The 23,876-nt window shown below is 66.1% G+C and carries 20 protein-coding genes; 9 read left to right on the forward strand and 11 right to left on the reverse strand.

Going from position 1 to position 23,876, the window contains the following annotated elements; translation table 11 throughout:
• The first annotated feature begins 10 nt into the window (after window positions 1-10).
• A complete protein-coding gene (locus APT59_RS12455) occupies window positions 11-1,627 on the forward strand; it encodes a gamma-glutamyltransferase family protein (protein WP_059315133.1) in 1,617 nt (538 codons plus the stop codon).
• A gap of 40 nt (window positions 1,628-1,667) precedes the next feature.
• Here APT59_RS12455 and APT59_RS12460 read toward each other — a convergent pair whose 3' ends face one another.
• Together APT59_RS12460 and APT59_RS12465 are read right to left on the reverse strand one after the other, a co-directional pair.
• Window positions 1,668-3,869 (reverse strand): OsmC domain/YcaO domain-containing protein, encoded by a 2,202-nt coding sequence (locus APT59_RS12460; protein ID WP_059315134.1) that lies wholly within the window; start codon window positions 3,867-3,869, stop codon window positions 1,668-1,670.
• 109 nt (window positions 3,870-3,978) lie between these two features.
• Window positions 3,979-4,857 carry a LysR family transcriptional regulator gene (locus APT59_RS12465; RefSeq protein ID WP_059315135.1) on the reverse strand — a complete coding sequence of 293 codons (879 nt, stop codon included), beginning with the start codon at window positions 4,855-4,857 and terminating at the stop codon, window positions 3,979-3,981.
• A 105-nt stretch (window positions 4,858-4,962) separates the two neighbouring features.
• Here APT59_RS12465 and APT59_RS12470 point away from each other — a divergent pair, with 105 nt between their 5' ends.
• The 4 genes from APT59_RS12470 (at window position 4,963) to APT59_RS12485 (ending at window position 7,128) form a co-directional block, all read left to right on the forward strand.
• Window positions 4,963-5,826, forward strand: a complete 864-nt coding sequence (locus tag APT59_RS12470) for an SDR family oxidoreductase (RefSeq protein WP_059315136.1) — start codon at window positions 4,963-4,965, stop codon at window positions 5,824-5,826.
• Window positions 5,827-5,927: 101 nt separating this feature from the next.
• Entirely contained in the window at window positions 5,928-6,278 is a 351-nt protein-coding gene (bigR, locus tag APT59_RS12475) for a sulfite-sensing transcriptional repressor BigR (RefSeq protein ID WP_059315137.1), read from the forward strand.
• Window positions 6,275-6,685 carry a YeeE/YedE family protein gene (locus APT59_RS12480; protein ID WP_059315138.1) on the forward strand — a complete coding sequence of 137 codons (411 nt, stop codon included), beginning with the start codon at window positions 6,275-6,277 and terminating at the stop codon, window positions 6,683-6,685. The genes bigR and APT59_RS12480 overlap by 4 nt, the downstream gene beginning before the upstream one ends.
• Window positions 6,682-7,128, forward strand: a complete 447-nt coding sequence (locus APT59_RS12485) for a DUF6691 family protein (RefSeq protein WP_059315139.1) — start codon at window positions 6,682-6,684, stop codon at window positions 7,126-7,128. The genes APT59_RS12480 and APT59_RS12485 overlap by 4 nt, the downstream gene beginning before the upstream one ends.
• On the opposite strand, the gene APT59_RS12490 is transcribed toward APT59_RS12485, so the two are convergent.
• Window positions 7,094-9,502 carry a membrane-bound PQQ-dependent dehydrogenase, glucose/quinate/shikimate family gene (locus APT59_RS12490; protein WP_059315140.1) on the reverse strand — a complete coding sequence of 803 codons (2,409 nt, stop codon included), beginning with the start codon at window positions 9,500-9,502 and terminating at the stop codon, window positions 7,094-7,096. The genes APT59_RS12485 and APT59_RS12490 overlap by 35 nt on opposite strands.
• A gap of 415 nt (window positions 9,503-9,917) precedes the next feature.
• Between APT59_RS12490 and APT59_RS12495 the strand changes: the two genes are divergently transcribed.
• Entirely contained in the window at window positions 9,918-10,628 is a 711-nt protein-coding gene (locus APT59_RS12495) for an SOS response-associated peptidase family protein (protein WP_059315141.1), read from the forward strand.
• Window positions 10,629-10,680: 52 nt separating this feature from the next.
• Here APT59_RS12495 and APT59_RS12500 read toward each other — a convergent pair whose 3' ends face one another.
• Window positions 10,681-11,262 (reverse strand): DUF1566 domain-containing protein, encoded by a 582-nt coding sequence (locus APT59_RS12500; RefSeq protein WP_082696347.1) that lies wholly within the window; start codon window positions 11,260-11,262, stop codon window positions 10,681-10,683.
• Between the two features lie 263 nt (window positions 11,263-11,525).
• Between APT59_RS12500 and APT59_RS12505 the strand changes: the two genes are divergently transcribed.
• Window positions 11,526-12,086, forward strand: a complete 561-nt coding sequence (locus APT59_RS12505) for a hypothetical protein (RefSeq protein ID WP_059315143.1) — start codon at window positions 11,526-11,528, stop codon at window positions 12,084-12,086.
• Window positions 12,087-12,229: 143 nt separating this feature from the next.
• Here the strand turns inward: APT59_RS12505 and APT59_RS12510 are convergent, their stop codons facing one another.
• Both APT59_RS12510 and APT59_RS12515 read right to left on the reverse strand, forming a co-directional pair.
• Window positions 12,230-14,260, reverse strand: coding sequence for an ATP-binding protein (locus tag APT59_RS12510; RefSeq protein ID WP_059315144.1), 2,031 nt, complete (start codon window positions 14,258-14,260; stop codon window positions 12,230-12,232).
• Window positions 14,261-14,506: 246 nt separating this feature from the next.
• Window positions 14,507-15,496, reverse strand: coding sequence for a GlxA family transcriptional regulator (locus tag APT59_RS12515; protein ID WP_059315145.1), 990 nt, complete (start codon window positions 15,494-15,496; stop codon window positions 14,507-14,509).
• A gap of 107 nt (window positions 15,497-15,603) precedes the next feature.
• Here APT59_RS12515 and APT59_RS12520 point away from each other — a divergent pair, with 107 nt between their 5' ends.
• The gene (locus tag APT59_RS12520) at window positions 15,604-16,152 is read left to right on the forward strand and encodes a cysteine hydrolase family protein (RefSeq protein ID WP_059315146.1); all 549 of its coding nucleotides are present in this window, start codon (window positions 15,604-15,606) and stop codon (window positions 16,150-16,152) included.
• 348 nt (window positions 16,153-16,500) lie between these two features.
• Complete coding sequence (locus APT59_RS12525; RefSeq protein WP_059315147.1) at window positions 16,501-17,046, forward strand: ProQ/FinO family protein; 546 nt, start codon at window positions 16,501-16,503, stop codon at window positions 17,044-17,046.
• Window positions 17,047-17,378: 332 nt separating this feature from the next.
• On the opposite strand, the gene APT59_RS12530 is transcribed toward APT59_RS12525, so the two are convergent.
• From APT59_RS12530 to APT59_RS12550, 5 genes are read right to left on the reverse strand one after another with little or no spacing between them, the layout of a single operon-like run.
• The gene (locus APT59_RS12530) at window positions 17,379-18,935 is read right to left on the reverse strand and encodes a UxaA family hydrolase (protein ID WP_059315148.1); all 1,557 of its coding nucleotides are present in this window, start codon (window positions 18,933-18,935) and stop codon (window positions 17,379-17,381) included.
• A gap of 13 nt (window positions 18,936-18,948) precedes the next feature.
• A complete protein-coding gene (locus tag APT59_RS12535; protein WP_059315149.1) occupies window positions 18,949-19,959 on the reverse strand; it encodes a zinc-binding alcohol dehydrogenase family protein in 1,011 nt (336 codons plus the stop codon).
• Window positions 19,959-21,143 (reverse strand): mannonate dehydratase, encoded by a 1,185-nt coding sequence (gene uxuA, locus APT59_RS12540; RefSeq protein ID WP_059315150.1) that lies wholly within the window; start codon window positions 21,141-21,143, stop codon window positions 19,959-19,961. The genes APT59_RS12535 and uxuA overlap by 1 nt, the downstream gene beginning before the upstream one ends.
• A gap of 1 nt (window position 21,144) precedes the next feature.
• Window positions 21,145-22,578 (reverse strand): mannitol dehydrogenase family protein, encoded by a 1,434-nt coding sequence (locus APT59_RS12545; protein WP_059315151.1) that lies wholly within the window; start codon window positions 22,576-22,578, stop codon window positions 21,145-21,147.
• Window positions 22,575-23,852: an MFS transporter gene (locus APT59_RS12550; protein WP_059315152.1), complete on the reverse strand. Its 1,278-nt coding sequence runs from the start codon at window positions 23,850-23,852 to the stop codon at window positions 22,575-22,577. The genes APT59_RS12545 and APT59_RS12550 overlap by 4 nt, the downstream gene beginning before the upstream one ends.
• Between the last annotated feature and the right edge of the window lie 24 nt (window positions 23,853-23,876).

Genomic DNA, 23,876 nt, shown 5'->3' on the forward strand with positions numbered 1-23,876 from the left:
AGAGCCTGCCATGCTGAATTTCTCTGCCCACGACTACCCCTACGCCTCGCAACGCCAGAGCGTCTTCGCGCGCAATGGCATGGTCGCCACCTCCCAGCCGCTGGCCGCCGAAGCCGGCATCACCATGCTGCGCCAGGGCGGCAACGCCATCGACGCGGCCATCGCCACCGCCGCGGCCCTGACCGTGGTGGAACCTACCGGCAACGCCATTGGCGGCGATGCCTTCGCCCTGGTCTGGGTCAAGGACCAGCTGCACGGGCTGGACGCCAGCGGCCATGCCCCGGCCAGCCTCGACATCGCCACGGTCAAGGCCGCCGGCCACGAGCGCATGCCGGTGCACGGCTGGCTGCCGGTCACGGTGCCGGGCTGCCCCGCGGCCTGGGCCGAGCTGTCGCGCCGCTTCGGCAAGCTGCCCTTCGCCACCCTGTTCGAACCCGCCATCGCCCTGGCCCGGGACGGCTTCCCGGTGTCGCCGGTGGTCGCCCACCAGTGGCGTATCGCCCAGGCCGAGTACCAGGCCAGCCGGGACCAGACGCCCGAGCTGGAAGCCTGGTTCGACACCTTCCTCATCGACGGCCAGGCACCGGTCGCCGGCCAGCTGTTTCGCAACCCCGCCCAGGCCCGCACCCTGGAGGAACTGGCACAGACCCGCTGCGAGAGCTTCTACCGGGGCGCCATCGCCAAGCGCCTGGCGGACCATGCCGCGGCCAGCGGCGGCCAGCTGAGCGCAGCGGACCTGGCCGGCTACCAGCCGCGCTGGGTGGAGCCGATCAAGGTCGACTACCGCGGCTACCAGGTGTGGGAGATTCCGCCGAGTGGCCAGGGCCTGATCGCCCTCATGACCCTGAACATCCTCAAGGGTTACGACTTCGACCAGCGCGACAGCCAGCTCACCTGGCATCGTCAGCTGGAGGCCATGAAGAAGGCCTATGCCGACGGCCTGCACTACATCACCGATCCCGAGCACATGAGGGTCGCCGCCAGCGTCTTGCTGGACGAGGCCTACGCCGACCGCCGCCGCGCCGAGATCACCGACCAGGCCCAGCCGCCGCTGCATGGCGATCCCCAGGCCAGCGGCACCGTCTACATCGCCACCGCCGATGGCGAGGGCAACATGGTGTCCTTCATCCAGAGCGCCTACCACGGCTTCGGCTCTGGCGTGGTACTGCCCGACAGCGGCATCGGCCTGCAGAATCGCGGCTCGGAATTCAGCCTGGATACCGGGCACTCCAACGCGCTGGCGCCGGGCAAGCAGACCTTCCACACCATCATCCCCGGCTTCCTGACCAAGGGCGACGTGCCCATCGGTCCCTTTGGCGTCATGGGGGGCTACATGCAGCCCCAGGGGCATGTGCAGATGGTGATGAACCTGGTGGACTTCGGCCTGAATCCCCAGGCGGCGTTGGACGCGCCGCGCTGGCAATGGCTGGGGGACATGAAGGTCGGCATCGAACAGGCCGCTTCGCGGGCCCTGGCCAGCGGCCTGGCGCGGCGCGGTCACCAGATCGAGATCGCCCACGACTCCACCGATTTCGGCCGCGGCCAGATCATCGTCCGCGATCCGGAAACCGGCGTGCTCTGCGGCGGCACCGAGCCGCGCGCGGATTCCCATATCGCGGTCTGCTGACCGCCGGGAAAGCCCCGCCCGGGTCCGGGCGGGCTATCCGTTAGAGCGTAATCCCGGCCGCCCTGGCGCGCGCCGCGTGCAGCTTGCGATAGCTGTCGATCAGCCGCAGGTGCTTGTCGAGGCCTTCCAGCTTGAGGCTGGTGGGCGTCAGGCCATGGAAGCGTACCTCGCCCGAGACCGAGCCCAGGGCGGCGTCCAGGCGCTCGTCGCCGAACATCCGGCGGAAATTGACTTCGAAGTCGGCCAGTTCCAGTTCGTCGTCCAGCTCGACTTCCAGCACCGCATTGAGCGCCTGGTAGAACAGGCCGCGCTCCAGGGTGTTGTCGTTGAACTGCAGGAAGGTCTCCACCTCTTCCTTGGCGTCTTCGAATTGCTGCAGCGCCAGATGGATGAGCAGCTTGAGCTCCAGCACGGTCAGCTGGCCCCAGACGGTGTTCTCGTCGAACTCCACGCCGATCAGGGTGGCGATGCGGGTGTAGTCGTCCACCTGGGTATCGTCCAGGCGTTCGAGCAGGGATTCCAGGGCCGCATCGTCCAGCTGGTGCAGCGTGAGGATGTCTTCGCGCACCGCCAGCGCCTTGTTGGTGTTGTCCCAGATCAGGTCCTCGACCGGATAGATCTCCGAATAGCCCGGCACCAGGATGCGGCAGGCCGGCGCGCCCAGTTCCTCGTACACCGCCATGTAGGCTTCCAGATCCCGTTCGGCGAGGATGCCGAACAAGGTGGCGGCCTCCTGGGCGGTGGAATCTTCGCCCTCGTGGGAGAAATCCCAGTCGACGAAGTCATGGTCGGCCTTGGCGCTGAAGAAGCGCCAGGAGACCAGGCCGCTGGAGTCGATGAAGTGCTCGACGAAATTGTTCGGCTCCATCAGCGCCTGGCTCTCGAAGGTCGGCTGCGGGAGGTCGTTGAGGCCCTCGAAGCTGCGCCCCTGCAGCAGTTCGGTGAGGCTGCGCTCCAGGGCGATCTCCAGGCGTGGATGGGCGCCAAAGGAAGCGAACACCCCGCCGGTGCGCGGATTCATCAGGGTCACGCACATCACCGGGAATTCGCCGCCCAGGGAGGCATCCTTGACCAGCACCGGAAAGCCCTGGACCTCCAGGCCGCGGATGCCCTCGACGATGGCGGGATAGCGCGCCAGCACCGCCTCGGGCACGTCGGGCAACGCGAGTTCGCCTTCGAGGATCTCGCGCTTCACCGCCCGCTCGAAGATCTCCGACAGGCACTGCACCTGGGCTTCGGCCAGGGTGTTGCCCGCGCTCATGCCGTTGCTGAGGTAGAGGTTCTCGATCAGGTTCGAGGGGAAATACACCACCTCGCCATCGGACTGACGTACGAAGGGCAGCGCGCAGATGCCGCGTGCCACATTGCCGGAATTGGTGTCGTGCAGGTGCGAGGCGCGCAGTTCGCCTTCCGGGTCATAGATCTTGCGGCAATGGCGATCGAGGATTTCCCGGGGCAGCGCATCCTTGGGGCCCGGCTGGAACCAGCGCTCGTCGGGGTGGTGGACGAAGGCCGCGTTGCCGATGTCCTCGCCCCAGTACTGGTCGTTGTAGAAGAAATTGCAGTTGAGGCGTTCGATGAATTCGCCCAGCGCCGAGGCCAGGGCCGCTTCCTTGGTCGCGCCCTTGCCGTTGGTGAAGCACAGCGCCGACTGCACATCGCGCAGGTGCAGCGACCAGACGTTGGGCACGATATTGCGCCAGGAAGCGATCTCCACCTTCATGCCCAGATTGGCGAGGATGCCCGAGAGCTTGGCGATGGTCTCTTCCAGCGGCCGGTCCTTGCCGGGAACGTAGGTCTCGCTGCCGGTATCGCTGGGCAACAGCAGGGCCTGGGCATCGGCGTCCAAACTCTCCACCGCCTCGATGATGAAGTCCGGACCGGCCTGCACCGCCTTCTTCACCGTGCAGCGGTCGATGGATCTGAGGATGCCCTGGCGATCCTTGTCGGAGAGATCCGCGGGCAGCTCTACCTGGATCTTGAACGTCTGCTTGTAGCGGTTCTCCGGGTCGACGATGTTGCTCTGCGCCAGGCGGATGTTGTCGGTGGAGATGTCGCGGGTCTGGCAGTAGAGCTTGACGAAATAGGCCGCGCAGAGCGCCGAGGACGCCAGGAAATAGTCGAAGGGCCCCGGGGCCGAGCCGTCACCCTTGTAGCGGATGGGCTGATCGGCGATCACCGAGAAGTCGTCGAACTTGGCCTCGAGCCTCAGGTTGTCGAGAAAATTGACCTTGATTTCCATGCACAGCTTTCCGGTTTGAAGACAGATTGGCGGCCATTATCCGGACAAAGGGGCGCGGGCGATATGCAGGCCGTCGTTCCGTGGACCACGGGGCAGGCGTCGTCAGTCGCTAGTCCAGCAAAAAGGTGCCGTCTGGATACCGTGCGCAGAGGAAGGCGACGAAGGCCTTCACCTTGGGGCTCTGCAGTCGTCGCGAGGTGTGCAGCACCCAGAGTTCGGTCTCACCGGCGAGGGTGCCCCAGCGCCTGAGCGCGCCTTCGTCCAGCTGACGTTGCACCAGCGAAAGCGGTAATAGCGCCGCACCCGCCCCGGCCAGTACCGCCTCGCGGATGGTCAGCAGCGAAGTCAGCTGCAAGACCGGCTGGGGCAGGAAGCGCTCCCCGCCCTCCGTCAGCGTCCAGACCTCGCCCTCGCGCTGGCCGGGCATGACCACCGCAGGCAGACGTGCAGGTTCGGCGCCGGACGCCAGAGGGCCTTCGAGGCCCGGCGCGGCGACCAGCACCCGGCGGTCCCGGGCGAAGCAGCGACCCACCAGGGTGCTGTCGGGCGCGGGGTTGATACGAATGGCCAGGTCGAAGTGTTCCTCCACCAGATCGACCAGGCGATCCTCGGCCACCACTTCGATGAGGATCTCCGGGTACTGCCGCCGGAAATCCGCACTCAGCCGGCCCAGCGCCACCTGGGAGAACAGCAGCGGCGCCGCGATGCGCAGCCGCCCGCGGGGCACAGCCACGCCCTCCTGCACCGCGGCCACCGCCTCCTGAATCTCGCGCAGCGGTCCCAGGGTACGGGCCGCCAATTCAACCCCGGCAGGCGTCAGGACGAGGCTGCGTCCGCCGCGCTCGATCAGGCGTATCCCCAGCGCCTCTTCCAATTCGGCCAGCCGCCGCGACAGGCTGGCCTTAGGTCGGCCACTGGCACGACTGGCCTTGCCAATGCCGCCGTGAGTGGCGATGAGCTGAAAATCGGCCAGCAGGCTGAAGTCCATCAAGCTGTCTCAATAATGGAACGGTATGTCCCTATCCTAGCGGCTATTGGCGAAACATGGGACGACTTAAGGTGGCTCCACCCTCACCCATCTGGAGTTACCGACATGACCATCCTCGTCACTGGCGCCACCGGCCGCGTAGGCCGCCACCTCGTTCACCAACTGGTACAGCGCCAGGCCAAGGTCCGGGTGCTGACACGCAATCCGGTCAACGCCGTTTTCCCCACCGCGGTGGAAGTCATCCGGGGCGACCTGCTGGATCTCGATTCACTGCGCGGCGCCTTCGCTGGCGTTTCCACCCTCTTCCTGCTCAACGCCGTGACCGGCGACGAATTCACCCAGGCGCTCATCACCCTCAACATCGCCCGGGAAAGCGGGGTCGAGCGGATCGTCTATCTCTCGGTCTTTGGCGCTGACAGCGCGGTCAACGTGCCGCACTTCGCCGTGAAGTTCGGCGGCGAGCGGATGCTGGACGCCATGGGTTTCAGTGCCACCGTCCTGCGGCCCACCTACTTCATCGACAACGAGGTCATGATCAAGGACATCATCCTGCAGCATGGGATCTATCCCATGCCCATCGGCAGCAAGGGCGTGGCCATGGTCGACGCCCGGGATATCGCCGAGGTCGCAGCCCTCGAACTCATCCGCCGCGATCAGGCGATCGACAAGCTGCCCAGCGAAACGATCAACCTGGTCGGCCCGGACAGCCTCACCGGCGCAGGCGCCGCGGCGATCTGGAGCGAACTGCTGGGCCGCCCCATCCACTACGCCGGTGACGATCCGCGCGGCTTCGAGCAGAACATGGCGACCTTCATGCCGGCCTGGATGGCCTACGAAATGAGACTCATGGCCGAGCGCTATGTCAGCGACGGCATGCTTCCGCAACCTGGGGACCGTGAGCGGCTGGTGCAAATGCTCGGGCGCCCGCTGCACAGCTATCGCGACTTCGCCCGGTCGCTGATCGACTGACCGTGCGCCACCTCTGAGCCTGGGCCGCCCGACGACCCCGACTTGCCAGCTAGACAATATACATTATATAAAACTGTATATTGTATAAGTCGGGCTTGCTCATGATTACTCCACCTACCAGACCCACCCCAGGCGCGGTCCTCTCCCCCCAGGACATGCAGACCCGCGCCCGGGAGGTGGCTGCCCTGCTCAAGACCCTGGCGCATCCGGTTCGCCTGCTGCTGGCCTGCGCCCTCGCCGAAGGTGAATACGCGGTCGGCGAACTGGAAGCCCGCCTGGACATCCACCAGCCCACCCTCTCCCAACAACTCGGCGTGCTGCGCGAGGCTGGCCTGGTCACCACCCGCCGCGAGGCCAAGCAGATCTTCTACCGGCTCACCGAAGACAAGGCCGCCCAGCTGCTGCAGGCGCTCTACCAGATCTTCTGTCAGCCCGAGAGCCAGACACCATGATCCTCGTCTCCTATATGCCCGCCCTGGGTGGCGGTCTGCTGCTGGGCCTGGCCGCCAGCCTGCTGTTGCTGGTCAATGGGCGGATCGCCGGCATCAGCGGGATCTTCGGCCGGCTGCTCGGCGGACAGCAGGCCGGCACCGGCCTGGTCTTCGTGCTGGGCCTGGTGCTGGGACCGCTGCTGATGAGCGGCCTGCACGCACCTCCCTCCCTGACCGTGGACGCGACCTGGCCGCAACTGCTACTGGCGGGGCTGCTGGTCGGTTTCGGGACGCGGCTGGGTTCAGGCTGCACCTCGGGCCATGGCATCCTCGGCGTGGCCCGCGGTTCGCGCCGCTCGCTGGCCGCCACCGCCGTCTTCCTGGCCTGCGGCCTGGCCACGGCCACCCTGCTGGGACTGCTGCGATGAAATCGTTGCGACTGGTCGTAGCGCTGCTGGCTGGCCTGCTCTTCGGCAGCGGCCTGGCCCTCTCGGGGATGCTTGATCCCGCCCGCGTGCTGGGTTTTCTCGATCTCGCCAGCGGACACTGGGACCCTGGCCTGCTGTTCGTGCTGGGCGGCGCCCTGCTGGTGGCGCTGCCCGCGGTCCAGCTCCAGCGCCGGCTGGCAAGGCCCCTGCTCGACAGCGCCTTTCACCTGCCGCCCACCGTACCTGTCGACCGCCGCCTGCTACTAGGCTCCCTGCTCTTTGGCCTTGGCTGGGGGCTGGCCGGGCTATGCCCCGGGCCCGCGCTGGCGGGCCTGGGGTTGGGTATCGCCAAGGTCCAGGGTTTCGTCGTGGCCATGGTCCTGGGGATGGTGCTGCATGACCGCCGCGCTAGTGGGCATTTCCAGGCAAGGCGTAGGCCTTGAGGTAGTCCCCCGCCTTGGTGCCCAGACCACCATGACCACCTGCGGCGATGACCACATACTGGCGGCCATCACGCCCGGTATAGGTCATGGGCGTCGCTTGGCCCCCCGCGGGGAGGCGCGTCTTCCATAGCTCCTGGCCGCTGGCCGCGGAAAAGGCCCGCAGGTAGTTGTCCGCCGTGGCGCCCATGAAGATCAGCCCCGAGCGGGTATTGACCTGGCCGCCGATATTGAACATGCCGGTGAGAAACGGCGGCGCCATGTGCAGGCCCAGAGGACCCATGTCGCGGGTGGTACCTACGTCATGCTGCCAGGCCAGGGTGCGGGATTTCAGGTCCACGGCTGCCAGCTGCCCCCAGGGCGGCGCCTTGCAGGGCGCACCGAGCAGGCCAAGCCAGGGGTCGACCTTGACCACATAGGGCGTGCCGTATTGCGGGTTGATGGCGAACTTCTTCGGCCGCGGCGGTGTGCCCTTGCCGTCCCAGGGCTCCACCAGCCCTTCGCGCTCGGCATCCGCCCGGGCATAGACCTCGGCCTTGAAGGGGATGTAGCTGAGGTTGGCATAGAGGCGCTTGCGCTCCGGGTCGATGGAGGCGCCATGCCAGTCGATCACGCCGTCGAACGCCGGATACACCAGGGTCGTCTTGTCCAGCTCGAAGGGCGTGAAGGCGCCCTTGTAGTTCATCTGGCGGAATTCGATCCGGCACAGCAACTGGTCCAGGGGCGACACGCCCCAGGTGTCGGACTCCTTGATCTCCGGCGGCGCGAAGGTGGGCATGCCCGTCGAATAGGGTTGGGTCGGCGCGACATGTTCCTCCGGCAGCCCGCCCTGGGGGGCCGGCTTTTCCTCGACCTGGGCGATGGGTTCGCCGGTCACCCGATTGAGCATGAAGAGTTCGCCGCGCTTGGTGGTCTGCACCAGCGCGGGGACGCTGTTGCCCTTGCCGTCCGGCAGGTCCACCAGCGATGGCCCTATGGGTACGTCCATGTCCCAGAGGTCATGGTGCAGCGTCTGGAAACTCCAGCGCGGCGCACCCGTGTCCACGTCCAGCGCCACCAGGGAGCTGGAATACTTCTCGTCGAAAGGTCTGCGCTCGGCGCCGTAGTAGTCGGGCACCGCATTGCCGGTGGGCAGGTAGATGATCCCGCGCGCTACATCGGCGGTATAGACGCCCCAGGCGTTGGGCGTGCCCCGGGTGAAGGTCTGGTCTGGCGCCGGGTGGACCACCGGATCGTCCGGATGGCCGATATCCCAGGCCCAGACGATCTCGCCATTGATGGGGTTGAAGGCCCGCACGGCGCCTGATGGCTCGTTGGTCTTCTGGCCGTCATAGATCCAGCCCCCGAGCACCACGCGGTCGTGGATCACCAGGGGTGGCGAGGTCACGAAGTGAAAGCCCTTGGGTACCTCGCCCAGATACTGCCGCAGCGAGACATAACCGCCTTTGCCGAAGTCCTGGCACAGCCCCCCGGTACGGGCATTGAGGGCCATGATGCGGGCATCGCCCACCGACGAGATGATGCGCTCCGGACAGGCCGTCGCCGTTCCTTCGGGGGCCTTGTAGTAGGCCACGCCACGGCAGGCCAGGTAGGCATTGTTCGAGGTATCGGCGCGCGGATCGAAGCGCCAGCGCTGCTCGCCGGTGTCCGGATCGAGGGCGATGACTTCCCGGTGCGGGGTGCAGAAGTAGAGGGTGTCGCCAACCTTGATCGGCGTGGCCTCGAAGTTGAATTCGTAGCCGTGCTTGTTTTCGTCGCCCCTGGGCAGATCGCCCGTGCGGTAGGTCCAGGCTTCCTGCAACTGGCTGACATTGTCAGGCGTGATCTGCGCCAGCGGCGACCAGCGCTCGCCTTCGGCGGTGCGCCCATAGAAATTCCAGTCACCCTCGGCGACACCCGAGGCATTGGTAGTCACCTGGCTACCTGGCGCGACGGCTGCCAGAGGCTGGTCTGGCGGATAGGGATGGGCGAAGAACAGACCGCCGACCAGGGCCGCGGCGGCCAGGGGAACGATCACATAGCCTGCCCCTGAAACCCTGCGGTTGCCATCCAGGCGCCGACGGATGAAGGGCAACAGCAGATAGAGCCCCAGCAGGGTCGGTAGCATGAGTCGGGGTTCGAGCTTCCAGACGTCGGGGCCAACCTCCCAGAACGCCCACAGCACGCTGCCCAACCAGACGAGGCCGTACACCCACAGCGCCAGCCGGCGCCCCTTCATCAGCAAGCCGCCGGTCAGGCAGAGGCCTATGCCGGCAACCAGGTAATAGGCGCTGCCGCCCAACAGCAGCAGCCAGGCCCCGCCAGCGGCCAGCAGTATGCCGAGGAGCAGGATGAGCAAGCCGGATAACCGGGGTTTCGTCAGGAGCCAGGACTTCATGCGTCTTATCCGCCAGATTTGTTGTTCTCCACTGGCAGACTAGGCACGACCGGCTGGTGTTCAAATGTTTTGCAAGAAATTTCAAAGATGGCGAGGGGTGGAACTAGCCTTGCTCTGCCTACCTGCAGGCTCACTCGCCTGAAGATCGCCCGAGCAGGACCGCGGTGGCCCTTCCTCACTACGGGCGGTGCCTGGCCACGACCTGTGCAAAGGCCCTCCTCCCGATCAGCCACCACCTGTCTCGTTTTCATGATGAGGCCGGAGCGGACGCTGCGGGTACTTCAGCCAAACGTCACTGTCCAAGCCTCTGACAGGTTGCCTCGGCGAACAGCGGGCAGTGGACTTCCGCTTGCGGACCGTCCAGGCCAGCGCCAAAAGCGCCACTCGCCTTGATCCCTTGCCCCAGGAGGCGCCCATGTGTGGCCGCTTTGCCCAGTACCGTTACGCTCTCGACTATCTGGACGCCCTGGGCGCCAATGCGGCTGACGTCCGCACCGGCCTGGAACCTCGCGCCCTGGGCCGCTACAACGTGGCACCCGGCACCCGGGTGCTGCTGCTCAATCAGCAGGAGGATGGCTTGCACCTGGACCCGGTGCTCTGGGGTTACCAGCCCGCCTGGGCGCGCCAGGCCAAGCGCCCACCCGTGATCAATGCCCGCGTCGAAACGGCGGCCACCAGCCGGATGTTTCGCGGCCTCTGGCAAAGGGGCCGCGCCCTGGTGATCGCGGACGGCTGGTACGAATGGAAAAAGGATCCTGAGGACCCGAAGCGCAAGCAGCCCTATTTCATCCAGCTGAGATCCGGCGAGCCGCTGTTCTTCGCCGCCATCGGCCACTTTCGGCCGGCAGACCAGGCGCCCCAGGAGGATGATGGCTTCGTCATCGTCACCGCAGCTTCCGACGCCGGCATGGTCGATATCCATGACCGCCGCCCCCTGGTCCTGCCCCCGACCATTGCCCGCGAATGGCTGGATCCCGAGCTGTCCATGGAGCGCGCCGCCGAGATTGGTGAGATCGAAGGAACGCCAGTGGAGGCCTTCGACTGGTATCCGGTCGGCAAGGCCGTGGGCAGCGTGAAGAACGATGGGCCTGAACTGCTGGAGCGGATCGCCGAGCCGCTGGTGTAGGCGCGATCAGCCTGAGCCTTGGCATCCAGCCCGCCGCGCCCGTGGTCCGCCCTTACTGCCTCTTGCCCTTGGCATCCTTGACCAGCAAGACACCAAGACCGAAGCCAGCGGAGTGCATGTCCAGACCGCCAACGCTGAAATTGAGGAAGTAGAACATTCCCGGCAAGGCCTCCGAACTCGTCCAGATCTTCGCGCCTTCGCCGAAATCCGCCGCTGCGACATTGGGAAAGACGCGTCGATCGAGCTTCAAGCCCGCGCAGCTATCCACCAACAGGGTCTCCAGCTCAGGCTCCGTGGGCAGGCGCCACTCGCCGAGAACAGCCTGAGCGGCGCGCTGGGCCTCCTTCTGCGAGTACCCCTTTGCCACACCCTCGCAACCCTTGGTCCGTGCGTTCCAGGTCGTTCCCAGCAGACAACGCTTCCAGACCAGTTGGGCCTGGCTGTCCAGGGCGCTGTCGCCCGCGATCTGCAGTTGTAGTGGCGGATGCTCGACGCAGGTGGCTGCTACTGCCGAACTCAACAGGAGCCCCCCCAAACACGACAACCCCACTCCCAGCCTCATCAACATCCCTTGCAAAATAAATACTCCAGAACGCCAAACAACAATTAAGACCAAATAAATGAGCGCGCGCATATCATGCAAAACAACCAAAAAAGAATACTACGAACGCACTATCAATACCTTATAAGCCCTTGATGCCAAGGGATTCATCCAAACTGCTACGCCTTTTTCCTGAAGATCATAAGCTTGCAGCCGCTCTTTGTAATAATCTAGAACCACGTCAGCAAACTTATAGAAACTTATCGCCAGAAGAATGGATAACGCTGGCCGAAGCATGATTCCAGCGACTTATCCATGACTCCAACCGTATTATCTTCGTTAAATGGCCAAGCTCGATGAAAATCATACTGATGCGCCATGGCAAGCCGGCGCTGAAGAGCTGTCCCGCCATGGCCTCCGCTGCCATGGCGCGCTGGATCGCGGACTATGATCGGTCCGAAATAGGCACGGATACCCCCACTTCGGAGGCAATAGCCGCAGTCAGGGATATCGGCCTGGCGGCCACCAGCACTGCCCCACGTGCCCTGACCTCTCTCGCCGCGCTGGGCATAGCACCAACCATCAGGGATTGGGTCTTCTGCGAGGCAGCGCTGCCCGTGGTGAGCGTTCCGATTCTGCGCCTGTCGCCCTTCACCTGGGCGTTCGTCTTTCGTCTGCTCTGGCTCTGCGGGCTGGCGAAGGAGCCGGAGTCCTATGCCCAGGCAAAGGAGCGGGCGCACCAGGCGGCGGATCAGCTGGCCGCGCTGGCCGGGCGCACTCCGGGAAGCGTATTGCTGCTGGGACACGGCTTCATGAACCGCCTGATCGCCAGGCAGCTGCAGCGTGGCGGCTGGGCCGCAACAGGCAATAGCGGTAGTGGCTACTGGAGCGTTGCCGTCTATGAAAAGGCGGGGTAACGCCGTCTTCGGTAAGCGCCTTTGACCAAGGACGGGTAACGTTCCCCTTTGCGGTTCGTCGCCAGAGCGCCGGGACGGTCTTCCCGCCTCAAGGGCGCCGCCAGACGCAAGCCCGGCAGCCCTGCTTCAACGAAGACCCGGCCTCAACCCTCCGGATTCAGCATCTCGTTGATCTTGTTGGCCAGGGTATCGATGGCGAAGGGCTTGGTGATGATCTCCATGTTCGCGGCGAGATAACCACTCACGTTCGAGCCTTCCGCATAACCGCTCGCCAACAGCACCTTGAGCTCCGGACGATTGGCTTGAGCCAGGTCCGCCAGTTGGCGGCCATTCATGCCAGGCAGACCCACATCGGAAATCATCAGATCGATGCGTTGAGGATTCTCCAGGAAGGGTATGGCCGCCTGGGCATCCGCTGCTTCCAGGGTCTGGTAGCCCAGTTCACCCAGCACCTCCAGGATCAGGGAGCGAACCACGGCCTCATCTTCGACGACCAGGACCACCTCGCCGCCTCCCAGAGGCGCAGCCTTCTGCTCCTCGACCGCGAGGATGCCTACCTCCCCACCCAGGCACGGCATGTAGAGTTGCACCCTTGTCCCTTTCCCCGGTTGCGAGAGGATACGGACGGCGCCATTGGCCTGGCGCATATAGCCATACACCATGGACAACCCCAGGCCCGTGCCCTGCCCGATCGGCTTGGTGGTGTAGAAGGGCTCGAAGACCTTGGCCAGGACCTCGGGAGTCATGCCCAGACCGGTATCGGCGACGGAGAGCATCACGTAGTCGCCCTCCTTGAGCTCCATGGCCGCGCCCTGCTCTGCGGTGACGTGCACGGCTGAGGTGGCGATGGTAATGGTGCCGCCGTCGGGCATGGCATCGCGGGCGTTGATGGTCAGGTTGATAATGGCGCTTTCCAACTGGTTGGCATCCATCCGCACCAGCGACAGGCCGGCGGCCAGCTGCGTCCGGATGGCGATGTCTTCCCGGGTCGTGCGATGCAGGAGGTCTTCCAGCGAGGCCACCAGTGGATTGACCTCGAGCGGTTTGAGATCGAGGGTCTGCCGGCGGGAAAACGCCAGTAGCCGCTGGGTAAGCGCCGCCGCCCGCTGGGCCGAGGTGACCGCCGCGTTGATGTAGCGCTCGTCCTCACTCGCATCGCCACCGCGTCGGCGCCGTTGCATCAGCTCCAGGCTGCCAATGACGCCAGTGAGCAAGTTGTTGAAGTCATGGGCGATACCACCGGTGAGCTGACCGACCGCCTCCATCTTCTGCGCCTGGTGCAGGGTGTCTTCCACCCGGGAGCGCTCGGCCACCTCGGCGGAGACGCGCGCTTCCAGCGTCTCGTTGAGTTCGAACAGCGCCTTCTCGGCTCGCTTGCGGGCGGTGATGTCGACGCAGGTGCCGGTCACATAGGACGGCTGGCCAGCGGCGTCGCGAAAGACCTTGCCCTTGCTCAGCAGCCACTGCTCTCCTGCCCCGCGGTGGAGCCGAAACTCGACAGCGAAATCCTTCCCCCGCAGGCACTCGGCCAGGCATCCGCGTAGCACGTCCCGGTCGCCCCCATGCACGAAGTCCAGGAAGCGCTCGACGGGATTCGTCGTCAGGACATCGGGCAGGCCGAAAAGCTGTTGGAGGGCGCTATCGCAATAGAAGCGACATTCGTCGAGGTACCAGTCGAAGATACCGGCTTCGGAGGCAAGCAGCGCCGCCCGAAAGCGTTCGTCGGCGAGCTTGAGACTCGGGCGGGAATGTTGCTGGGCCAGCACCTGTTCGGTGACGTCTTCGGTCTGGTGGATGATGTAGATCACTTCACCCTGGTCGTCCAGCACCGGAACGTTCAACGGACTCCAGTAACGCACCTCGAAGCCGCCACCTTCGCTGGACCGCCGCGGAATGTCGTACTGGGTTACCGCCATGCGATCGGGCTCACGGCTCTGCATCACCCGCTCCAGCGAAGCGCGCAACACGCCGGCGCCGAATTCCGACCTGCCGTCGGGATTGCGGCCGAACACCTCGAATATCGACCGCCCCATGCAGTCTTCGCGGCGGGTATTGGTGCCGCGCAGGCGTCCTTCGTTGGCTGCCACCATGATGAAGTCAGGACCTGGAGAGAGCACCAGCACCAGATGGGGAAGTCCTTCGAACAGCAACTGGAAGTCTGGATCCTGACGCATTGGCACCTGCGGAGTCGGTCGTCGCGAAGCGAGTCGATGCCTGGTCTAGTCCAGACACCCCTGTCTTGTCTCCTTCAGTGGAGGCCGATCGCCAGCGCTCGGTTCAACCAAGAAGACGAGACGCCTTTGGTGGAGCCATGAAGCCTGCCGATCCAGCAGGCCTGATGGGTTCGGGTGAGAGCAGCAGACGGCGGTCTGGTGCTGGCTAGACTCGCGGATGAGCATGCGTTGCAGCGAGAGCGGGCCTCACCGCCCTGCCCTCACCACACCCCCGAACCGCCGCCGGTAATCCCCCGGGCTCAGTCCCACGACACGGGTGAAGACCTTGCGGAAGGCGCCCGGATCGCTGTAGCCCACCTCCCAGGCGACGCGTTCGAGGGGCAGACGGCTGGCCTGCAACAGCTCCCGGGCGCGGCCGACGCGCAATTGCTGACAGTAGGCGGTGGTGGTCATGCCGGTCGCCTGGCGAAAGCGGCGTAGAAAGGTGCGCTGTTCGAGTCCGGCGCGCTTGGCCAGGGTAGCCAGGGCGATGTCCTGGGCGCCGGTTTCCTGCAGCCACTCCTGAACGGCGAGGACGGCGCTGTCACCATGGCTCAGGCGCGGCGAAAAGGCGCTGTAGTAGCGCTGCTGCCGACCCGGCGGGTCGATGACCAGGATGCGTGCGGTATCGAGCATCCGCTTGGCGCCCAGGTACCGATCGACCAGGCGCAGGCCGAGGTCGGTCCAGGCCATGAGGCCGCCCGCGGTGACGAGATCCTCGCCATCGATGAGGAGCTGGTCGGCGTCCAGGCGGACGCCAGGGAAACGCGCGTTGAAGCGTTCGACATAGAGCCAGTGGGTGGTGGCGGTGCGACCCTCGAGCAAGCCGGTTTCAGCCAGCAGAAAGGCTCCGGCGCAGATCGAGGCCAGACGCACGCCGCTCTGGTGCTGGCGACGTAGCCACTCGCGATAGGGCGCAGCAGCCTCCGGTGTGATCGGCTCAGCCAGGCTGGGTGGCAGGATCAGCACGCTGGGTGAGCCGCTCGCTGCGGACAGCGAGTCGTAGACCCGCCTGGGTGCCGCTTCGCCCTCCTCCAGCCGCCAGTGGCTGACGCGCAATCGAGGGCGCTCGGCATCCTCCGCGGTCCCGGTCAGGCGCCCGGCGATCTCGAACAGATCCGTGAGGCCGTGGACCGTCGCCAGTTGTACGCCGGGATAGAGCAGCAGACCTAGTTCGACCGGTGGTTGATCGTGCATGTGTCGCTGGCACCCCTGATGTTGTCGGTCACGCCCCTTCGCCTGCCGGCGCGGCTGGCCAATCATGACCGGACCCAAGACCTGAAGCATCTTCCGAGGAGCTGGACATGAGCAAGCACGCCGTCGTCGTCATCGATCTGCAGAACGAATACCTCCCCACCGGCAAATTGCCCCTCGACGGCATAGAGGCCGCGGTCGCCAACGCCGCCCGGATCATCGCCAACGCCCGCGACCAGGGCGTCCCGGTGATCCATGTGCAGCATCAATCGCTCAGCAGCGAGGCACCGATCTTCGTGCCTGGCAGCGACGGCGTCGCGATCCAGGCGGCCGTCACGCCCCAGGCTGGCGAGCCGGTGGTGGTCAAGCATCATCCCAATGCCTTTCGGGAAACCAACCTGAAGCAGCTGCTGGACGAGCGGGGTATCGGCTCGCTCGTCGTGGTGGGCGCCATGAGCCATATGTGCATCGATGCGGGCGTCCGGGCCGCGGCCGACATGGGCTACGCCGTGACGGTAATCCACGATGCCTGCGCCACCCTCGATCTGGAATTTAAAGGCGTCCGGGTGCCGGCTGCCCAGGTGCATGCCGCCCTGATGGCGGCGCTGGCCTTTGCCTATGCGAGCCTGGAATCCACCGACGCCTATCTCGCCGGCTAAAGCGCTGGCGAAAGGTTGCCCAGGCCGGCGAGGAATTTCAGCTGTCGCGCCGCAGCCTCAGGTACCGGCTCGACAGGGTCGGCCCCGTGCAGCAGGTATTATCCAGCCGATGTTCGGACTTTTTTCCAAAGACGCAGTAGGTATCGCGCCTGACCGGTGGTAGCTAGAAAACGCCCGTCAGGACCACCATCCGCCGGGAAGGACACTTTCAAGGATGCCTTATCGGCAGGCCAGCCTTTAGAATGACGAGCTAACCGGTTTGGCCGTGCCGATTTGCAAAGGGCGCGGTCCAAGCCCGGCATGGGTTACCCTTGCACGTGAATTCTATTTGGAGCGGTGAGCTGAACGATGGGCTTTGAGCAACTAGCTGAACTACGCGACCGCCTGCGGGCCGAGAAAGCGCAGGTAACGACCGAGAGCAAAGAGCGGCCGGCGCGGAGACCTTCACCGAAAGCCAAGCCCCGCGAGCAAAAGCCCCGCGAGCAGGATCCGGTGGTCGAGGGCATCCGCCGCCTGCAAAAGCATTTCCCGCTGGCCTTCCCGGTCAACCCTGCGCCCAAGGTGCCGCTCAAGGAAGGTATCCTGAAAGACGCCGAGCAGCATCTGGAGCGGCTGGGCATCACCGGTGACCAGCTCAAGCAGGCCATCGCCACCTGGTGTCGCGGCACTCGCTACTGGGCGGCCATGACCGAGGACGCGCCTCGTCTGGACCTGAATGGCCAGCCGGCCGGCAGCGTGACCGCTTCCCAGGCGGTCTATGCCAAGCAGCAGGCGCGCCGCCAGCGCGCCCAGGCCCGCCGCGAGCAGGCCAAGGCCAAGGCTGAAACGGCCTCGCCCGCCGAGCCCGAAGCCACCGAACCCGTCGCCGCTCCCGCGGACGGCGAATCGGCCTGACGCCGATGGCGCGCTGCCCTGGGCGGCGCGCCACTCGACGACGGGTTGCTGTTACAGCAGCAAGGCTACTTCTCCGGTAACGATCGCGACTGGCGCGGCCATCTGGTGGTCGCTATCTCCGTCGCCACACCCCTTTCATCCTTGCAGCGTTCGCTGCGGGGCCGAAGTCTGGCACCTGCCCCGCAGCCGGGATAGCCGAGCCTGATAGGCTTCATCGCGTCATTCCAGGACGTCGAGCCCCTGCTTCCGCTTGGCAGCCTCCACCAATAGGCGGCGTCCTTCTCCAAGGGGATGCGGGTGCCCGCTGTCTATCAGGCGAGTGGGTTCACCCTTCAGGTCACCGCACCCAGCTGCCAGGGCACGAACTCGTTTTGCCCATAGCCATGTAGCTCGCTACGGCTACGCTCTCCCGAGGCCAGGGCCAGCAATCGCTCGAAGATGAAGGCGCCGCGCTCTTCCAGAGTGGTGCTGCCATCGACCAGGCCGCCGCAATCCACGTCCATGTCATCACGCTGGCTCTCCCAGAGCCGGGTATTGGTGGCGATCTTGAGCGATGGCGTCGGTGCACAGCCATAGGCGGAACCGCGTCCGGTGGTGAAGGCGATGAGGTTGGCACCGCCCGCCACCTGGCCGGTGGCCGAGACGGGGTCGTAGCCGGGGGTGTCCATGAACACCAGGCCGGGGGTGCGCACCGGTTCGGCGTAGCCATAGACCGCCATGAGATCGGTGGAGCCTGCCTTGATCACGGCGCCGAGGGATTTCTCCAGGATGGTGGTGAGACCACCCGCCTTGTTGCCCGCCGACGGATTGTTGTCCAGGCTGGCGCCCGCACGGGCGCAATAGTCCTCCCACCAGCGGATGCGCTCCACCAGTCGCTCGCCTACCGCCGGGCTGGCGGCGCGGCGGGTGAGCAGGTGTTCGGCGCCGTAGATCTCCGGGGTTTCCGAAAGGATCGCGGTGCCGCCGGCGGCCACCAGCAGATCCACCGCGCGGCCCAGCGCCGGGTTGGCACTGATGCCTGAATAGCCGTCCGATCCGCCGCATTGCAGACCAAGGATCAGATGCCGGGCGCTGACCGGCTCGCGCTCCACCTCGTTGGCCGCAGGCAACAGGGCTTTCACGGCTTCAATGCCGCGAGCAACGGTGGCGGTGGTACCGCCGCTGTCCTGGATGTTGAGGCTGCGCAGCCCCGCATGCTCGGCGAGACCCTGGTCAGCGAGCAGCGTGGGGATCTGGTTGGCCTCGCAGCCCAGGCCGATGAACAAGACGGCGGCGAAATTGGCATGGGCCGCGTAGCCGCCCAGGGTCCGGCGCAGCACCGCCATGCCCTCGCCCTGGGTATCGATGCCGCAACCGACGCCATGGGTCAGGGCTACCACGCCGTCGACATGGGGATAGGGCTGCAGCGCCTCGGGGTGGACGTCGCGCCGAAAGTGGTCGGCCACCGCTCGCGCCACCGTTGCCGAGCAGTTCACCGAGGTGAGGATGCCGATGTAGTTGCGGGTCGCCACCCGACCATCGGCACGGACGATGCCCCGGAAGCTGCGCTCGATCGGCACCGGCGCGCCACGGGCCTCGATGCCGAAGGCATGCTCCCGGGTGAAGTCGCCCATGGCGAGGTTGTGCACGTGGACGTGGCTGCCCGCGGTGATGGCCTCCCGGGCGAATCCGATGATCTGACCATAGCGTCGTACCGGCTCGCCCACCGCTATAGGACGCACGGCAACCTTGTGACCGGCAGGCACAGGTTCGCGAACCCGCACCCCCTCCTCCGGCAGTTCCAGGCCCGGTACCAGTGGCTGGCGGGCGATGAGCACATCGTCCTGGGGATGCAGGCGCAGGGTGGCGCGGGTGGCCGCCGCCGCGCCGCTACGGGTGATCAGTTCCATGTCCGTCTCCGCTTCAGCATTCGATGAGGGCCTTGACCACGCCCTCGGCAGGATCGAGCAGGGGTGGGAAAGCCTCGGGCACGTCCTCCAGGCGCAGTCGGTGGGTATTCAGTGCCTGGGTGGGCACCAGCCCGCGCCGGAGACAATCGTGCACGTGGCGGAAATCCTCGGCGGTGGCGTTGCGGCTACCGAGCAGGGTCGCCTCGCGCTTGTGAAATTCCGGATCGGCAAAGCTAAGGTTGCCCTGGACTATCGACACCAGCACGTACTTGCCGCCATGGGCGATGAAGGCGAAGCCGCGCTCCATGGCGCGGGGATTACCGGTAGCGTCGAACACCACATCGAAGAAATCGCCGCCGGTGAGGTCGCGCAGGCGCGCCTCGTCATCCTCGCCAAGCGCGACCGTGGCCTGCACCCCAAGATGCTCGGCGCAGAAGGCCAGGCGATCGGTACGGCCGTCCAGCACCGTCACCCGCGCCCCGCGCAGGCGGGCGAACAGCGCCACCGCCATGCCGATGGGACCGGCGCCCACCACCAGCACCTGCTGCTGGGCGGCCACCTCACCACGCCGCACCGCATGGGCGCCAATGGCGAGAAACTCCACCATGGCCGCCTGGTCGGCATCCAGGCCATCCGCACGGAACAGTGCGCTGTGGGGCAGGCTCAGGTAGCCGGTCATGGCGCCATCACAATGCACGCCCAGGACCTGGATGCGGGTGCAGCAGTTGGTCTTGCCCTGGCGGCAGGCCACGCAGTCGCCACAGGACAGATAGGGCATCACATAGACCAGATCGCCCTCGGCGAGGCCCGAGTCGGCTTCGGTCTCGGTCACCGTGGCGGAGATCTCGTGGCCCATGACCCGCGGATAATTCAGGTAGGGCTGATTGCCGGAAAAGATGTGCAGGTCGGTGCCGCACACCCCGACCCGCTCGATGCGCACCAGGGTTTCGCCCGGGCGACGCGAGGGCTTCTCCCGCTGCTCGGCGCGCAGCAGACCGGGCTCCTGACAGACGATGGTCAACATCAGTGTCTCTCCTCTTCCAGGCGCCGCACGGCCTGTTCCACGCCGCGCAATTCGGCCAGGCCCTTGAGCCGGCCGATCAGCGAGTAACCTGGATTGGTCCGTCGGCCCTGATCATCCAGCAGTTGGTGACCGTGATCCGGTCGCATCGGCAGGCGCGCACCGCCTTCGCGTTCGCGGCGACGCTCCTCGCGCACCAACTCGCGGATCACCCCGACCATGTCCACGTCGCCATCCAGATGATGGGCTTCGTGGAAGCTGCGTGGATCTTCCTCACGGCGGGTCGCCCGCAGGTGGACGAAGTGAATGCGCGAGGCGAACTGGCGGGCCATGGCTACCAGGTCGTTGTCGGCGCGCACGCCATAGGAGCCGGTGCAGAAGGTCAGGCCGTTGGCGGGGCTGGGCACCGCCTCCAGCAGCCACTGGGCGTCGGCGGCGGTGGAGACCACGCGGGGCAATCCCAGCAGCGGCCGGGGCGGATCGTCCGGATGTACCCCCAGGCGGATCCCCACCTCCTCCGCCACCGGCACCACGGCCTGCAGGAAGACCGCCAGGTGCTCACGCAGGCGCGTGGCGTCGATCCCGGCATAGGTGGCCAGCAACTGTCGGAGGTCGGCGACCGAATAGCCTTCCTCGGCACCGGGCAGCCCGGCGATCAGGGTGCGTACCAGCTCTTCGCGACCGGCCGCGTCGAGACCGTCGTGATAGCGACGCGCCCGTTCGATCTCTGCGGCGGAGTAGTCCGCTTCGGCCCCGTCCCGCTGCAGGATGCAAAGGTCGAAGGCGGCGAAGGCATCCTGATCGAATCTCAGCGCCCAGCCGCCGTCGGGTAGTCGATGGGCCAGCTGGGTGCGGGTCCAGTCCAGCACCGGCATGAAGTTGTAGCAGACCACGTCGATGCCGCACTGGGCGAGGTTGCGCAGGCTCTGCCGGTAGTTGTCCAGGTAGCGCTCGTGCCCCGGCAGGCCACGCTTGATGTCTTCGTGTACCGGGATGCTTTCCACCACCGACCAGCTCAGACCCGCCGCCTCGATCAGCGCCTTGCGCTCGGCGATGGCCGCTAACGGCCAGACCTCGCCATTGGGAATCTCGTGCAGCGCCGTGACGATGCCGGTGGCACCGGTCTGGCAGATATCGGCGAGGGAGATGGGATCGCGCGGGCCGAACCAGCGCCAGGTATGTTCCATGTCAGACTCCTTGATCGGTCAAGTCGGCGATGGCTGCGCCTATGCCCGCCTCGGCGATGCGCCGATGGGCCCGCTGCACCGCTTCGCGGAAGGCGGCCTGCTCGGCCAACGCTGGCGGAAAGACCTCGGCGAGCGCCAGGACGGCATCCACCCGCGCCACGCCGGTAGGCAAGGCGGCCAGGGTGGCGCGCAGGGGATCGTCCAGCGCCTCGCCCTCACCTTCACCAAAGTGAATCCAGGCCGCCACGCCGAGGGCGGTACAGGAGAAATCACCGCCCTGCTCCAGCAGCCGCTGGGCCCCCAGCAGCCAGCGCTGGGGCAGCTTCTGCGAGCCGTCCATGGCGATCTGCCGCAGCCGGTGCTGCAGGGCATCGTTGCGAAAGCGTGCGACCAGGGCTTCGGCATAGGCATCGAGGTCGACACCGTCGGGCATGTCCAGGGTCGGCGCCGCCTCGCGACTCATGTAGCGGTGCACCAGGGCGGCCAACTGGCGGTCGGCCATGGCCTCGGCCACGGTGCCGTGGCCGGCCAGGCTGCCCACATAGGCCAGTAGCGAATGGCTGCCATTGAGCAGCCGCAGCTTCATGGTCTCGAAGGGGCGGACGTCCGCCACCATCTGCACCCCTTCGTGCTCCCAGTCCGGGCGTCCCTGGGGAAAGCGATCCTCGATCACCCACTGGCTGAAAGCCTCGCCCACCACCGCAGCGGGATCGTCACAGCCAAGGTCGCGCAAACGGGCGAAGGCGGCCTCGTCCATGGCCGGCACGATGCGATCGACCATGCTGCAGGGAAAGGCCACCTCGGTGGCGATCCAGGCCGCCAGGTGGGTGTCCTGGACCTCGGCCAGGGACATCACCGCCTGGCGGGTGCGCTGGCCGTTGTCCGGCATGTTGTCGCAGCAGAGCACGGTGAAGGGAGCGATGCCCGCGGCACGGCGCCGGCGCAGCCCCTCCACCAGCAGGCCGGGCGCCGTACGCGGGGTGCGCGGTTCGGCCAGGTCGTGGACGATGCCCGGATCGTCGCGACGCAAGGCGCCACTGGCCGGGCTCAGGCAATAGCCCTTCTCCGTCACCGTGAGGGTGACGATGCGCACCTCGGGATCGGCCAGGCGCGCCAGCAGGGCTTCGCGGTCGGCTCCGCCGTCACCGGCATAGAGCACTTCGCGCAGGGCACCGATTTCACGCAGCGCCCCCTCGCGTTGGTTACGGTACTCCGCCACATGATAGCGACCGCCGCTGGCCTGCAAGGTCTCCACGAGGGCCCGCCCGGATCTCAGGTTGGCGCTGCACAGGCCCCAGGCGCCGCCACCGTGGCGGGCCAGGTTGCGCTCCAGGTAGACCGCCTGGTGGGCGCGATGGAAGGCGCCCAGGCCCAGGTGGACGATGCCGATGGCCGGCACCGGATAGCGCGAGGGAATGCGTTCGAAATCGCTCATCGGACGCCTCCCGCCGCCAGCTCGGCCGGTGCGTCAGCCGGCCGCTCGGCCAGTGGCTTGACGAAGCGCGCCACGCACAGCGAACCGATCACGGTGAGGGCGCCGGCCAGCAGGAAGGCACTGGTGAAGGCGCCGGTGAATTGCACCAGGTAGCCGGTCACCGCTGGGCCGATGATGCCCGAGGTGTTGGCCAGGAAGTGCATGAAGCCACTCACCCCGCCTACCCGTGCCGCCGGCACCGTATCCTGGATGATCGCCCAGTAGATGGCGCCGGTCAGGTAGAGGAAGAACACCGAGAGCGCGACCAGGGCCACGGCGGCATAGAGGGTGCTGACCAAGCCGGCCACGGCGATGCACAGGGCACAGGCCAGCAGACAGGTCACCAGCACCACCTTGCGCGAGAACATCAGCCGGCCGGTCTTGCGGAATACCCAGTCGGACAGGTAGCCACCCACCGCCAGGCCAATGAAGCCCAGCACCCAGGGAATGACCGTGGCGATGCTCATGTCCTTCACGTTGAGGCCGTAGGCCTGGATCAGGTAGCTGGGGAACCAGGTCAGGAAGAAGAACAGCGTGTAGTTGTAGGCGAAGAATGCCAGGGCGGTGAACAGCACCGTGGGCTGGCGCAGGTAGTACTTGAGCGGCCGCACCTCGGTATCCACCACGGCCACGGCGCGCTCCTCGGCGGCGATGTCGGCGGCCAGCTGGCCGGTCGGCTTGTCCTTGATCCAGAGGTACCAGACCACCGCCCAGACGAAGCCGATCAGCATGATGACGACAAAGGACACCTTCCAGCCGTAGGCCACCGCGATCACCCCGACGATGGGGCCGGAGATGGCACCGCCCAGGGGCGTGCCCGACATCGACAGGCCCAGGGTGCGTCCGCGGTTATGGGGCGCGTACCAGTTGTTGACCATCTTGCTGGTGGAAACGCTCAAGGGACCCTCGGCCATGCCGAACAGCACCCGGATCACGATCAGCGCGGCGAAGCCCGAGGCCAGCACCGTGAGGCCGCTGAACGCCGACCAGAGCACCATCGCCAGTAGCAGCGTGGTCTTGGCGCCGTAGCGGTCGGCGGCCCAGCCACCGATGAAGTTGAACGCCGCATAGCCGACGAAGAAGGCGCTGAACAGCAGCCCCATCTCCCCGGCGCCCAGCCCGAAGTCCTTCTGGATCAGCGGCGCTGCCACCGACAGCGCCGAGCGATCCAGATAATTGACGACCCCCGCCAGAAACAGCATGACGAGTACCAGTCCACGACCTTGTCCAGCCATTTGTTACCTCCCGCTCATTGTCTT

This window comes from Pseudomonas oryzihabitans, assembly GCF_001518815.1.
GTDB classification, from domain to species: domain Bacteria; phylum Pseudomonadota; class Gammaproteobacteria; order Pseudomonadales; family Pseudomonadaceae; genus Chryseomonas; species Chryseomonas oryzihabitans_E.

Excerpts from the sequence above, each read along its gene's own strand:
- APT59_RS12490 (WP_059315140.1), bottom strand. The coding sequence starts at position 9,502 with ATGAAGTCCTGGCTCCTGACGAAACCCCGGTTATCCGGCTTGCTCATC.
- APT59_RS12530 (WP_059315148.1), bottom strand. The coding sequence starts at position 18,935 with ATGGAACTGATCACCCGTAGCGGCGCGGCGGCGGCCACCCGCGCCACC.
- APT59_RS12545 (WP_059315151.1), bottom strand. The coding sequence starts at position 22,578 with ATGAGCGATTTCGAACGCATTCCCTCGCGCTATCCGGTGCCGGCCATC.
- APT59_RS12510 (WP_059315144.1), bottom strand. The coding sequence starts at position 14,260 with ATGCGTCAGGATCCAGACTTCCAGTTGCTGTTCGAAGGACTTCCCCAT.
- APT59_RS12465 (WP_059315135.1), bottom strand. The coding sequence starts at position 4,857 with ATGGACTTCAGCCTGCTGGCCGATTTTCAGCTCATCGCCACTCACGGC.
- APT59_RS12455 (WP_059315133.1), top strand. The coding sequence starts at position 11 with ATGCTGAATTTCTCTGCCCACGACTACCCCTACGCCTCGCAACGCCAG.
- bigR (WP_059315137.1), top strand. The coding sequence starts at position 5,928 with ATGATTACTCCACCTACCAGACCCACCCCAGGCGCGGTCCTCTCCCCC.
- APT59_RS12460 (WP_059315134.1), bottom strand. The coding sequence starts at position 3,869 with ATGGAAATCAAGGTCAATTTTCTCGACAACCTGAGGCTCGAGGCCAAG.
- uxuA (WP_059315150.1), bottom strand. The coding sequence starts at position 21,143 with ATGGAACATACCTGGCGCTGGTTCGGCCCGCGCGATCCCATCTCCCTC.
- APT59_RS12470 (WP_059315136.1), top strand. The coding sequence starts at position 4,963 with ATGACCATCCTCGTCACTGGCGCCACCGGCCGCGTAGGCCGCCACCTC.
- APT59_RS12500 (WP_082696347.1), bottom strand. The coding sequence starts at position 11,262 with ATGCGCGCGCTCATTTATTTGGTCTTAATTGTTGTTTGGCGTTCTGGA.
- APT59_RS12485 (WP_059315139.1), top strand. The coding sequence starts at position 6,682 with ATGAAATCGTTGCGACTGGTCGTAGCGCTGCTGGCTGGCCTGCTCTTC.
- APT59_RS12505 (WP_059315143.1), top strand. The coding sequence starts at position 11,526 with ATGAAAATCATACTGATGCGCCATGGCAAGCCGGCGCTGAAGAGCTGT.
- APT59_RS12515 (WP_059315145.1), bottom strand. The coding sequence starts at position 15,496 with ATGCACGATCAACCACCGGTCGAACTAGGTCTGCTGCTCTATCCCGGC.
- APT59_RS12525 (WP_059315147.1), top strand. The coding sequence starts at position 16,501 with ATGGGCTTTGAGCAACTAGCTGAACTACGCGACCGCCTGCGGGCCGAG.
- APT59_RS12520 (WP_059315146.1), top strand. The coding sequence starts at position 15,604 with ATGAGCAAGCACGCCGTCGTCGTCATCGATCTGCAGAACGAATACCTC.
- APT59_RS12495 (WP_059315141.1), top strand. The coding sequence starts at position 9,918 with ATGTGTGGCCGCTTTGCCCAGTACCGTTACGCTCTCGACTATCTGGAC.
- APT59_RS12535 (WP_059315149.1), bottom strand. The coding sequence starts at position 19,959 with ATGTTGACCATCGTCTGTCAGGAGCCCGGTCTGCTGCGCGCCGAGCAG.
- APT59_RS12480 (WP_059315138.1), top strand. The coding sequence starts at position 6,275 with ATGATCCTCGTCTCCTATATGCCCGCCCTGGGTGGCGGTCTGCTGCTG.
- APT59_RS12550 (WP_059315152.1), bottom strand. The coding sequence starts at position 23,852 with ATGGCTGGACAAGGTCGTGGACTGGTACTCGTCATGCTGTTTCTGGCG.